This window comes from Microbacterium sp. GW823-FHT02G05, assembly GCF_058797175.1.
On sequence record NZ_JBXAJK010000001.1, the window covers coordinates 819,768 to 832,568 of the forward strand.

Here is a 12,801-nt window from a genome sequence, read left to right on the forward strand (position 1 = left end):
TCATGGAACGCTTCAGGAGATCTCCATCATCCGGTCGCAGGCCTCACGCTTTCGTCGCATCGGCCGAGCAGATTCGAGATTGGAAGATGATGTTGAAATCCTCGACATGTCGAGCAGCGGCGATGGTCGCCGCTGCCGGCGTGACATTGGCAGGGGTCATCACCGTGCCCGCGCTCAGCGCGAGTGCTGCGAGTCCCGACGTCGTACTGGCGCCCAACCCGGCATACGCCGGTGGACCGTTCGAGGGCTGGGGCACCAGCCTGGTCTGGATGGCGAACGCGACAGGGGAGTACCCCGCGGAGCTGCGCGACGAGCTCATCGACAAGGTCTTCGGTGACGGCGGCCTCAACCTGAACATCGCTCGCTACAACGTCGGCGGTGGCAATGCGACAGATGTTCCCGACTACCTCCGTCCGGGCGGCGCAGTCCCCGGATGGTGGAACCCGGATGCCCCGCTGACGGACGAGAACGGTGAGATCACGTCGTCGTACGCCGATCGCGAGCGCTACCGTGCTGCCTGGACGGGCGAGCAGGCCAGTGACTACAACCTCTCGGCCGATGCCGCACAGCTGGCGTGGGTCGCCGCAATCAAAGACCAGGTCGATACCTGGGAGGCGTTCAGCAACTCGCCGCCGTACTTCATGACCGAGAGTGGCTTCGTCAGCGGTGGCACCGACCCCTGGGCCGACCAGATCCGCGCCGACTCGCTCGACAAGTTCGCCACCTACCTCAAGACGGTCATCCAGCACGTCGAGGACACGCAGGGTATCGAGTTCGCGTCCATCGATCCGCTCAACGAACCGAACACCAACTACTGGAAGACGACCATCGGCGGTGACGGATGGCCGACGAGAGAGAGTCGCCAGGAGGGAGCGCACGCCTGGCCGGCTCGACAGGCGGAGGTGATCAGTGCGCTGGCCGCGGAGCTCGCCGAACCCGACACGACCACGGAGGCCGTGATCTCGGCTCCCGATGAGACTAACCCGGATCGCTTCGTCGAGAACTGGAACGGCTGGACCGACGAAGCGCGGAACACGGTCGCCCAGCTCAACGTGCACACATACTCGACCGGCAACCGCCAGCTCGTGCGTGACATTGCGAAGAGCGCGGACAAGCCGCTGTGGATGAGCGAGGTCGAGGGAAACTGGGGCGGCGACAGCTGGAACCCCGACTCGATCGACAACGGTCTCGGAATCGCGCAGCTCGTGAACGCGGATCTCCGCGAACTCGAGCCGGGCGCCTGGGTGCTGTGGCAGCCCGTCGAAGACCTCTACAACATGGAGAAAGTCGAGAAGAAGAACTGGGGCTCGATCTTCATCGACTTCGACTGCGACGCCGACGGGAATTCCAGCCGCCGCCTCAATGACGGTGACGCGAACCCGGGATGCAGTATCCGCACCAACTCGAAGTACAACACGCTGCGCAACTTCACCCACTACATCCAGCCCGGAGACCAGCTGGTCCGCGTCGACGACAACAACACCACTGCGGCGATCGACGGCGATGGTTCTGGCGCCACCCTCGTCTACACGAACGACTCGGGAGACGACCGCACCGTCGAGATCGATCTCTCGATGTTCGGCGGTGTCGAGGCCGGTGCCACGGTGCAGCCGATCGTGACGACGGAGTCGCCCGCGTCTGACCCCACCGTGAACGCGCTGCGTGCGGGCGATCCCGTCGCTGTGGGTGCAGACAAGAAAGCGACGGTGACAGTTCCGGCGCGTTCGGTCACAACGCTGCTCGTGAGCGGTGTTTCGGGCGCCAGTGACGAGGCTCCCGCCCTGCGCGACGGTGAATCCTTCACCATCAGCGGCGTGCAGAGTGGGCAGGCGCTCACCGCGGCCGCGGAGCAGGCGGAGCTGGGAAACCCGCGCGACCCCGAGCAGATCGAGTCCCAGACCTGGACCGCGACGCTGATCGACGACCAGCCCGGAACTGCGCGCGACCGCTTCGCCCTGCGTGCGGGCGACGGTCGGACGCTCGTCGCGGACGGCGGCACCACCGCGCTGCGCACTGTCAGCGACGAAGACGCTGCGAATGACGCCACAGCGCTGTGGATGATGAACTCCACCGACGGCGCGACCTTCGGTCTGCTCAATGCCGGTGCCAACGCCGTGCTCGATGTCGCAGACAACGCGACGTGGGCCGGTGCGCGCGTCGGCGTGTGGCAGTCGAACTGGGGCGCGAACCAGCTGTGGAGACTCGAGCCGGCGCGAGCAGCGATCGAGCCGTACACGAGCTTCCGTCCCGGTCAGCCCTGGCTGGACGACAAGGGCAATGTCATCCAGGCCCATGGCGGACAGGTCGTTCCTTCGAAGGACGACGACGGCAAGACGATCTACTACCTGTACGGCGAGGACCGCACGAACGGCTACCACTCAGCACCGGGCGTCCACGTCTACAGCTCTTACGACCTCTACAACTGGAAGGACCAGGGTGTCGCGCTTCGTTCGCTCGCTTCGGAGGACCAGTTCGAGGAACCGTACTTCGATGCGCTCTACGGCGACTACACCCAGGAGCAGAAGGACGCCGTGTATCGCGACCTGGGAACAGTGCCCGTGCCGGGCGTGACGCCGCCCATCATCGAACGCCCCAAGGTGATCTACAACGAGAGCACCGACAAGTGGGTCATGTGGGCGCACATGGATGGCCCCACGGAGAGCTCGTCCGCGCAGTACGCCAAGGCCAAGGCGGGCGTTGCGATCTCGGATTCTCCGTTCGGACCGTTCCGCTACATCGACAGCTACTACCTGCATCACTCGCCCGATGGCTGGGACAACCCCGGCATGGCACGTGACATGAACCTGTTCGTGGATGACGACGGCACCGGGTACATCCTGTACTCGAGCGAGGGCAACGCGACCATGTACATCTCCAAGCTGAATGCGGAGTACACCGACCTCGCAACGCCCGCAGCCGAGGCAGTGGAGGGCGTCGACTACAACCGCATCTTCGCGGGGTGGTCACGGGAGGCCCCGGCGATCTTCAAGCACGACGAGCGGTACTTCCTGCTGACCTCGGGCACGAGCGGCTGGTCGCCCAACCCCACGAAGTACGCGAGCGCCACCGACATCATGGGCGACTGGACCGAGATCGGCGACCCGTTCCCGTGGTGGGCGCAGTGGAACTCGTGGAACACCCAGCCGACCTCAGTGATCCCGGTCGACCGCGAGGCGGGCAAGTACATCTACATGGGAGATCGTTGGAACGGCGGGTCCGACGACGCGCTCCGCAACGCACCTCTCGTGTGGCTTCCGCTGAACATGGGTGAGGGCGGAGACACGCTCTCCGTCGAGATTTGGGACGAGTGGACGCTCGACCAGCTCGATCAGTGGGCTGCATGGGATGTCAGCGGCGTGCCCGCATCCATCCCGGTCGGAGGCTCGCTTGATACCTCGACCGTCACGGTGCAGCAGTCCGGTGTGGAGACGTCGCAGGCTGTGACATGGAGTGTCGAGGGATCGTTTGACACCCCGGGCGTCGTGACGGCGACGGGCACGCTGCCGGACTTCGGCGGGCGCACTTTCACGCGCACGATTCCCGTTGTGCCGGAGAGCCTGGTCTACGCCGTCAATGCGGGTGGGCAGGAGACCTCCGACTGGCTTGGCGTGAAGGCTGCCGGCGGAGATGATCTGCGCAACTCCGTCGCGGATCAGGCCTATGGCGAGGATGCATCCTCGGGCTCGTCCTGGGGCTACATCAGCGAGGGCAGCAAGGTCGCGGGAAGCGCGGACGGGACGATGTACTCGACGATGAGGTACGCCGTCGAGGGACGTGACATCGCGTACCGCTTCGGTGATCTCGAACCCGGCCGGTACAGCGTGCACGTCGGTTACGCCGACCCGTGGGACCAGTGGGACGACCGCGGCGCTCAGGTCAGCGTCAACGGAACGGTCGTCGAAGCCGATCACGACTACGGCGCAGCCAACGAGAGCCGCACATACGGCGACATCTCCGTGGGCGGCGACGGGCAGATCGAATTCGTCCTCCACCCGACCCGTGGTGCCGACGTGCAGGTGAGCTGGGTGATGGTCACGCTCGACGAGGCGACTGCCCCGGCACTCGATGTGAGTGCGACGGCCACGGTGCGATGCACCGCAGGCAAGGCATTCGTCACGGTGAAGGTCGCGAACGATGCGGAGGTTCCGGTCTCAGCGGTCGTCGAGTCGGCGTACGGCACCAAGTCGTTCGCATCGATCGGCGCAGGAAAGACCTCGTCGCACGCCTTCACCACCCGCCAGGTGGACCTCGCGCCGGGACAGGTGACCGTTCGGGTCACTGCGAATGTCGACGGCGTGCCCACCGCTCGCGAACTCACGGCCACCTACCCGGCCAGCTCATGCCGCTGATATGCATCGGCGCATCCATTCCCTTGAAGGAGATACCCGAATGAACACCACTCGTATGGTCCGCTGGGCCGCCGTCTCGGTCGGAGCGACGCTCCTCGTCGGCGTCGCCGGCGCGGCCGCTGCCGCAGAAGAGCAGTACGGAGATGAACAGGTCGATGTGACCGTGTCGATCACTGAGATCGATGAGCCGGGAGTCCTGGCCATGAGCGTCGCCGGTACGTCGACGATGCTGGTGGAGAACGGATCGGACGCGATGGTGCGGCAGTTCACCGGAACGCTGCCGACCGTCACCGTCACCGATACCCGTGATCCGGCCGACATCCCCGCAGGAGTGGGATGGTACGTGCTCGGCACTTCTACCTCGCTCGTCGGAAATGCGGGGCAGCCGGCGATCGGTGCGGGGCATCTCGGATGGGCTCCGCGACTGATCGACGGCGGGGACGCCGGCCTGGTGACAGAAGGGGACCCGGTGCAGACCGTGCTCGACACGACGGCACCCGACCCCTTCGGTCTTGTCGACCAGGAGCTGTTCGCGATGGCCCTTGATTCCGCGGCGATCGCCCCAGAGGGGCAGTGGACCGCCACCGCGGATCTCACGCTGCGGACGCCGGCGGGCGTGGCCCCGGGTACCTACGCGGGCACCGTCACGCTCTCGCTCTTCGAGTAGAGCGCATAACCGGGGTCGTGGCCGCTCCTTCGCGGCCACGGCCCCGGTTCATCCCCTTCCGACTTCTCAAGGACGACGACTCATGATGATCTCCAGGACTCTGCTGCGCGCGGTGGTGACGGTCGCATCCGCCGGAGCGATCCTGCTCTCTCTGCTCACTCCGATGGCACCGGCCTCGGCGGCCGATGATCCTGCGGCGCCTACGGTGACGTGGTCGGTGCGTCCCGCGGACGAGTTCGGCCCCGATGGACGTGCGTGGGTCGAGCGCGAGCTCGAACCGGGTGAGACCACGACCGAGCACATGGCGATCGTGAATCTCGGAGCATCTCCGGTCACGTTCGCGATCTCCGGCGCCGACGGCTACTTCACCCGGACTGGGCGCTTCAACATGCTGGCGTCGGGGGAGGAGTCGACGGGGGCCGGCACGTGGATAGAGGTGCCGTCGACCGTGACGATCGAAGCCGGGGCCACCGCCGTCGTCCCGTTCCAGGTCACTGTGCCGGCGGATGCGACGCCCGGCGACCATGCCGCGGGTGTCGCCGCAGCGATCCGCTCGCAGAGCGCGAGTGAGGGAAACGCGGTGACGGTCGAGAGCCGCGTCGGCTTTCGCGTGATGGTTCGAGTGGCTGGCGAGGTGAGACCCGAGCTCTCGCTCTCCGCGACAGGTGAGTACGTGACGGCATGGAATCCTCTGGATCCGGGGGCCGTCGTCGTGCGAGGGACGTTCCGTAACAGTGGCAACGTGCGCATCGAGGCAGCGGGGCGCGTGGTGTGGGGGGAGAAGGTCTTCTTCGCGAACGGTATGAAAGCGGACACGGTCACCGAACTCCTGCCGGGCGATGTACGTGATCTGGAACTCCGTGTTGCAGGAGTCTCGCCGTTCGGACCGCTCTCTGTACCGATCTCGGTCGAGAGCTCCATCATCCTTCCTGACGGATCTCGGGAGGAGCTTCCTGTGCAGACCGAGACGATTCTGGTGTGGGCGATTCCGTGGCCTCAGCTGCTTGTCGTGCTGGCGGGGATGCTCATCATCGGCGGCATCGTCTGGCGCGGGAGGCAGCGGCGACGAGAGGTCGACTCGCTGGTCACCGCCGCCCGCGAGGAAGGTCGCCGTGAGGCGCTGACAAAGGAGATCGCTGAGTGAGGAGAACTGTCCGCTGGCTGCGTTCAACGGGTCGCCGCGGTCTCACTGTCGCGCTCAACGCCGCTCTGGTGAGCGTGCCGCTCGCCGTGGCCGCTCGCGAACCGGAGGACATCGACGGTGACCAGATCACGGTGCACGTCACGATCACGCCACGCGCCGTGCCTGCGGGGGATGGGGGAGTCCTTCCCGCAACGGGCGCGGACTCCGCCCTGCTCATCGCCGTCGCGTGTCTGCTGGTCCTGTCCGGCGCGGCTCTGATCGCGGTTCGCCGCGCTGGCGCACGCTGTGCGCTCGTCAGGAGCGCGGGGGCGGGCCGGAGCTCTTGCGGACGATGAGCTCGGTCGTCACGAGATCGGGTGTTGTCGTCTCGCGCCGTTCGATCGCTGAGATGAGCAGGCGCAGCGCCTGGATCCCGACCTGGTCGAAGTGCTGGTGAACCGTGGTCAGCGGGGGCCAGAAGCTTGCCGACTCCTGCATGTCGTCGAACCCGACCACGCTCACGTCTTCGGGTACTCGCAGTCCCTGCTCGTGAAGGGCGTGGAGCGCCCCGAGAGCCATCTGATCGTTCGCTGCGAAGATGGCGGTCACGTCCTTGCGCTGCGCCAGGGCGAGACCAGCGCGATAGCCGGACTCCGGGCTCCAGTCTCCGACGAGCACCTCGGGAACCTCTGCGCCGTGATCCCGGAGTGTGCGTTCCCAGGAAACGTGTCGCCGATGGGCGGAGTAGGACTCGGCCGGTCCGGCGATGTGCGAGACCGTCTTGTGGCCGAGGGCGAGCAGGTGCTCTGTGGCCAGTCGTGCCCCCTGCGCCTGATCGGTGTCGACGACGGGATAGCGGTCCTTCTGCTCAGAGTCGATGACGACGAAGGGCAGGCCGGTCGGCAGCTCGATGTCGGATTCCGCAAGACTGTGCGCTTCGATCACGATGACGACGCCATCGACGGCCTCTTCATTCAGTCGAGCGAATGCACCGGAGACGCTTGCCTGGGTGGCAGTGCTGAGGGGAATGAGATTCAGCGAGTAGCCCGCGGCGGAGCTCTCTGCTGCGATCGCGTCGAGAGTGCGCATGTTGCCATACGACGACAGCGAGAACATGATGACGCCGATGCTGCGGAACTGGCCCTCGCGGAGTGCTCGTGCGGCGCCGTTCGGTCGGTATCCGAGCTCCTGCATCGTCGTGATGATGCGTTGGCGGGTTGCCTCCTTGACGACCCCGCGCCCGGTGGCAACCCGGGAGACGGTCTGCCCCGAGACGCCGGCGGCCCTCGCGACGTCGGCCATAGAGACTGCTCGTCGCCGCGTGCCCTCGGCGCTTTCTTGCATCCAGCTTCTCCGTTCTCCGTGCGGGTTCTCCCGCCAGGCTTGCCTGATCAACACTGTACGGCGCACGGATAGCAGATCGGCGGACCGGCGTCACACAACGATCGGTGGGACACGGATGCTTGCCATCGGCGTACGCGCTCGTATAGTCTCGCTGCAAATTGTTGACGTAAACAATCCATTCAGGAACGAGACGATGATGTCCCTCCCCGATCGTCGACGCCCCCGAGGCGTCGCCTTCCTCCTCACCGTGCACGCCGCCCTGCTTCCGGGCGAGCGGCCGCTGACTGCTTCGTGCGTCCTCCGCAAAGGGGAAGTGCGATGAACCCGATGAATATCGAGATGCCCCGGCGCGGCTTCCTCACCGCAAGCGCGTGGGCGGCCGGTGCGCTACTGCTGGCTGATGGCACGGTGCTCGCGCGTCCGGCGCTCGCCAACCCGCAGGCGGCCGAGCTCCCGGAGCGGGGGCTGTTCGACACAGCACCCGGCGGATCATGGACCCAGGCGCTGCTTTCGGGCAACGGTGAGTATGGCGCCATGCTCTACGGGCATCCTGAGATCGAGCGCATCGTGTTCAACCATCATCGGTTCGTGCTGCCCAATGGAACGCGCGACATGACCCCACCCGACCTGGCCCCGCGACTCGCCTCGGTGCAGGCGAAGGCACTGAACGGCGACTTCAACGGTGCCAGCGCGGAGTTCTCCGAGGGGTGGTCGCTGAAATGGACTCAGCCTTTCCATCCCGGATACGAGCTCGTGATCGAGGCGCCATCCATGACCGCGCACGACGGCTACATGCGCTCGACGGACTTCCGATCCGGAGAGATCCGACACTCGTGGGTCACCGCGGCGGGTACCTGGCAGCGGCGCATGTTCGTCTCCCGCAGCAGCAACGTCGTCGTTCACGAACTCTCGGCGCCGGCCGGGGCATCCATCGATGTCGACCTCTCCGCGGAGACCGCACTTCCCGGCACCCCCGATGACGTCCGCTACTCCGTCGCCGCGACCACCAGCGGCAGAAATGGGCACCTCAATGTGCGGGGCATCTACCCTGACGCACTCGGCGCCTATGGATTCGAAGGACTCACCCGCGCGGTCATCACAGGCAGCGGCGCGTCGATCAGCGCCTCGGATGGCCGCCTCGTCATCCGCAAGGCCGCCCGGGTCCTGCTCCTCACGAAGCTCGCCCGATACGAGGCGCAGGACGACTGGGACTCTCAGCCGCTCAAGTCACGGCTCGGTGTGCTGCTGACTGACTACGACGTCCTCCTGCGCCGTCACCTCCCTGTGCACAGGGCGCTGTACGACGGCTCGACGTTCCGGCTGAATGTCTCCGACGCCGACCGGGGGCTGGGAGCGGCAGCGCTCGTGGATCGACAGGGAGAGAACCGCTCTGCCATCGATCTCGCACTGCTGGAGGCGATGTACGACTCTGGACGGTATCTGTTCGTCAGCTCCTCCGGAATCCTGCCTCCGCGCCTCACGGGCATCTGGGTCGGGGAGTGGGGTGGCGCCTGGTCGGATGACTTCACGACCGATGCGAACGTGAACCTTCAGGTCGCGGGCGGCAACATGCTGTTCCACGGCGACGTCATGAAGGGCTATTTCGACCTGGTGCTGGGCCAGCTCGACCACTGGCGCACCAACGCCCGCAATCTGTATGGAGCGCGGGGCTTTCTCGCGCCGTCGCGCACAGACGGCGAGAACGGCCACATGCTTCACTTCGAGGACGGCTGGGCGGGGCAGTGCTGGACGGGCGGGGCCGACTGGATGCTGTACCCGCTGCTGGAGTACTGCCAGGTGACAGGCGACGACGAGTTCTATCGCACCACGCTCGCTCCAGTCCTGATGGAGCTCGCCCTGTTCTACGAGGACTTCCTCACCCATACGGATGGCGACGGCAAGTACGTCTTCGTTCCCTCCTTCTCGATGGAGAACACCCCGTCCTCGACGGGACGCGAGTTCTCGATCAATGCCACGGGCGACATCGAGGCAGGGCGGCATGCGCTGAAGTCCGCCATCGACGCGGCCAACGCACTCGGCCTCGAGCAGGGTGCGGGAGAGGGTGTCGCGCGGTGGACGGAGATGCTGAGCAGGCTTCCGGCGTATCGTCTGAACGGTGATGACGCGCTCGCCGAGTGGGCGTGGCCAGGGCTGACGGATCGCTACAACCACCGACACATCTCGCACCTCTACGGCACCTGGCCGCTGGACGAGGTGACCCCCGACGAGACGCGGGCCATTGCGGCGGCCTCATACCGTGCACTCGTGGTGCGAGGGGACGAGAACATGTCGGGACACGGCAGCCTGCACAGGGCTCTCGCCTGGGCGCGGCTCAAGGACGGACGAGGCGTCTACGACAACCTGCGCAAGATCCTCGGGGAGAACATGGTGTTCGACTCCCTGATGACATCGCACAACCCGGAACTGCACACATACAACGCCGACTCGGCCCATGCCATCCCAGCGATCCTGGCAGAGTCCGTCGTGTACACGCGTCCAGGAGTGCTGGAGCTGCTTCCGGCTCTTCCCGAGCAGTTCGCGTCCGGAGAGCTGACCGGAGTGCGCGGGCGGAACCGGGTGCTCGTCGAGAGCATCGCCTGGGACATCCCGGCGCGCACAGTGAAGGCGACCATCGTCTCCGCGGTCGATCAGACGATTGCCCTGATCTGCCGTCGTGGCATCACCTCGATCTCGGTCAGCGGTGCCACCGAGGCGGGCTCTGCACTCGGGCTGCATGCGCGGGAACTTGCGCTGGCCGCCGGTACGCGCGTCCAGATCGAGGTCGAGCTTGTTCCCACCGTATGCCGCCTGGTGAACAGAGCCAGTGGGAGCGTCATCGACGTCGACGGCGCATCGACGAGCAACGGCGCTGGCGTCATCCTCTGGCCCTGGTCTGGAGACCAGAACCAGCGGTGGAAGATCGAGGTCGGTTACGACGGCGGCTACCGCTTCAAGAGCGCTCACAGCGACAAGGTCATCGAGATCCCTGGCTCTTCCTCCTCCGCTGGGGTGCGTGCGGATCAGTGGACGGATTCGTTCAGCCCGAACCAGTGGTGGCGCCCGGTCGCGGTCGGAGACGGATGGTTCCAGCTCGTGAACGTGTCGAGTGAACTGATGCTGGACACCGAAGAGGGGGCCTCCGCTGATGGCGTGCACCTGGTGCAGTCTCCGCGGCAGTCCGATGCGCACACGCAGCACTGGCGCATCGAGGGGCTCTGAGGCTGTGGTGAACGGCGAGGCGTTCTTGAGAAGAGACCTGATCGGAGGGACTGACGGGAATCGAACCCGCGCTATCTGCTTGGGAAGCAGAAGTTCTGCCATTGAACTACAGTCCCGGAGCCGGTTGGCGTCTGGCCAGCATAACAAACCTCATGGCGGAGCCCCAGCGCCCGCGTCCTTCGCGATGAAGCGCGGGCGGGGCGCGCGCTCGAAACGCATACCGGGCGCGCGCCCCTCGGCCCACAGCCTCCGCCACAGAACTCATCCCCAGGTATGGCGCCATGGGTACTAGAGGATGATGTGCCGCCCGTGCCTCCGGAAATAGCGTCGAAGGCATGATCACAGCAGAAGGCCTCACGAAGAGGTTCGGGGACAAGACGGCGGTCGACGATGTGTCGTTCACGGTGCGTCCGGGCACGGTGACCGGCTTCCTCGGCCCGAACGGTGCGGGCAAGTCGACCACGATGCGGATGATCGTGGGGCTCGATCGTCCGACATCCGGCCACACGACCGTCAATGGCACCGCGTACCGCAGCCTTCGCGCACCCCTCACCGAGGTGGGCGTGCTCCTCGATGCGAAGGCCGTGCACACGGGTCGTACGGCGCGCAATCACCTGCGGGCGATGGCGGCGACGCACGGCATCCCCGACTCCCGAGTCGATGAGGTCATCGACCTCGCCGGCATCACGTCTGTGGCACGAAAGCGCGCGGGCAAGTTCTCGCTTGGCATGGGGCAGCGACTCGGCATCGCCTCGGCGCTGCTGGGCGACCCGCACACGCTCATCCTGGATGAGCCGGTGAACGGCCTCGACCCCGAGGGCGTCCGCTGGGTGCGCCAGTTCGTCCGGCACGCCGCATCCGAGGGGCGCACGGTCCTTCTCTCCAGCCATCTGATGAGCGAGATGGCGCAGACCGCCGATCACGTGATCGTGATGGGTCGCGGAAAGGTGCTTGCGGATGCTCCGCTGCAGGAGCTCGTCCGCGCTTGGACCAGCACCACGGTGCGGGTGCGCAGCCCGCGTCTCACCGAGCTTGCGGCGGTGCTCGCGGGCCCCGCCGTTGAACTGTTCACGGCGAGCCCCGAGACCATCGACGTCACGGGCGTCTCCGCCGAGCGCATCGGCGACCTCGCCGCCGAGCACGGCATTCCTCTACATGAGCTCACACCGACGGTGGGTTCGCTGGAAGAGGCCTACCTCGCTCTCACCAACGATGCCGTCGAGTACCGTGCGGCGCGCAGTGCCCTGGAGGCATCATGACCACGACCGTCGCACCCCCTGTTCCGGCCGTGCCGCGCACGGCGTCGCCGTACCGGCACTCCTTCTCGCGCTCGCTGCGCAGTGAATGGATCAAACTCGCCACCCTGCGCTCTACCTGGTGGTCCATCGCCCTTGTCGCTTTCGCGACCGTCGGCATCGCGATGCTGTCGGCGCAGCTGATGGCAGGTCAGGGCTACCCGCCGGCGCAGTACGTCGTGGGAGCACTGCAGCTGACGATGCTGCTCGCGGGCATCCTCGGCACGATCGCCGTCACGGGTGAGTACTCGACCGGCATGATCCGCTCGACGCTCACCGCCGACCCGAAGCGTGGTTCGGTGCTCGCGGCGAAGATGACCATAGTCGCCGCGCTCCTCTTCATCTCGTCGCTGGCGATCTTCCTGCTCGCCGCGGTGGCGATCTCCCCGCTGCTGCAGGGGCAGGGTGAATCGTTCCCGTGGGCTGAGCCCGGGGAGTGGATGCCGCAGATCCTCACCGCCTCGGCCGCGATGGCCGTCTTCGCGCTGCTCGGAGCCAGCTTCGGCTTCGTGATCCGCTCGGGCGCGGGCGCCATCGCCGCAACGGTCGGCCTGCTGTTCGTGCTGCCGGTCGTGCTTGGGATCTTCTCCACGCCCGACCACCAGTGGGAATGGCTGCGGGTCATCGCCAACCACCTGCCGTCGATGGCTGCGACCAGCGCCATCTCGCCGACGGAGGGCTTCGGCCTCACACAGGTCGAGGGCTATGTCACGCTCGGCGCCTGGGCGGTCGCCGGGATCGCGGCCGGGTGGATCTCCCTGCGGTCTCGTGACGCCTGACACCCGACGCCTCGGCGCGTAGAGT

The 12,801-nt window shown here is 66.3% G+C and carries 8 protein-coding genes and 1 tRNA gene; 7 read left to right on the forward strand and 2 right to left on the reverse strand.

Annotated features, from left to right (window positions below; all coding sequences use genetic code 11):
* Positions 1-122: 122 nt before the first annotated feature.
* The 4 genes from AC1REM_RS03870 (at position 123) to AC1REM_RS03885 (ending at position 6,495) form a co-directional block, all read left to right on the forward strand.
* Positions 123-4,349 (forward strand): family 43 glycosylhydrolase, encoded by a 4,227-nt coding sequence (locus tag AC1REM_RS03870; protein WP_492513409.1) that lies wholly within the window; start codon positions 123-125, stop codon positions 4,347-4,349.
* Positions 4,350-4,389: 40 nt separating this feature from the next.
* On the forward strand, positions 4,390-5,016 hold the full coding sequence (locus AC1REM_RS03875) for a hypothetical protein (protein WP_492513410.1): 627 nt from the start codon (positions 4,390-4,392) through the stop codon (positions 5,014-5,016).
* A gap of 82 nt (positions 5,017-5,098) precedes the next feature.
* On the forward strand, positions 5,099-6,160 hold the full coding sequence (locus tag AC1REM_RS03880; protein WP_492513411.1) for a COG1470 family protein: 1,062 nt from the start codon (positions 5,099-5,101) through the stop codon (positions 6,158-6,160).
* On the forward strand, positions 6,157-6,495 hold the full coding sequence (locus tag AC1REM_RS03885) for an LPXTG cell wall anchor domain-containing protein (RefSeq protein ID WP_492513412.1): 339 nt from the start codon (positions 6,157-6,159) through the stop codon (positions 6,493-6,495). Before AC1REM_RS03880 ends, AC1REM_RS03885 begins: the two co-directional genes overlap by 4 nt.
* Here the strand turns inward: AC1REM_RS03885 and AC1REM_RS03890 are convergent.
* Positions 6,455-7,441, reverse strand: coding sequence for a LacI family DNA-binding transcriptional regulator (locus AC1REM_RS03890; RefSeq protein ID WP_492513413.1), 987 nt, complete (start codon positions 7,439-7,441; stop codon positions 6,455-6,457). The genes AC1REM_RS03885 and AC1REM_RS03890 overlap by 41 nt on opposite strands.
* A gap of 360 nt (positions 7,442-7,801) precedes the next feature.
* Here AC1REM_RS03890 and AC1REM_RS03895 point away from each other — a divergent pair, with 360 nt between their 5' ends.
* Positions 7,802-10,702 (forward strand): glycosyl hydrolase family 95 catalytic domain-containing protein, encoded by a 2,901-nt coding sequence (locus AC1REM_RS03895; RefSeq protein ID WP_492513414.1) that lies wholly within the window; start codon positions 7,802-7,804, stop codon positions 10,700-10,702.
* 45 nt (positions 10,703-10,747) lie between these two features.
* On the opposite strand, the gene AC1REM_RS03900 is transcribed toward AC1REM_RS03895, so the two are convergent.
* Positions 10,748-10,818, reverse strand: a tRNA-Gly gene (locus tag AC1REM_RS03900).
* Positions 10,819-11,037: 219 nt separating this feature from the next.
* On the opposite strand from AC1REM_RS03900, the gene AC1REM_RS03905 reads away from it, so the two are divergent.
* Together AC1REM_RS03905 and AC1REM_RS03910 are read left to right on the forward strand one after the other, a co-directional pair.
* Complete coding sequence (locus AC1REM_RS03905) at positions 11,038-11,961, forward strand: ABC transporter ATP-binding protein (RefSeq protein ID WP_492513415.1); 924 nt, start codon at positions 11,038-11,040, stop codon at positions 11,959-11,961.
* Positions 11,958-12,776, forward strand: coding sequence for an ABC transporter permease (locus AC1REM_RS03910; protein ID WP_492513416.1), 819 nt, complete (start codon positions 11,958-11,960; stop codon positions 12,774-12,776). The genes AC1REM_RS03905 and AC1REM_RS03910 overlap by 4 nt, the downstream gene beginning before the upstream one ends.
* The last annotated feature ends 25 nt before the right edge of the window (positions 12,777-12,801 follow it).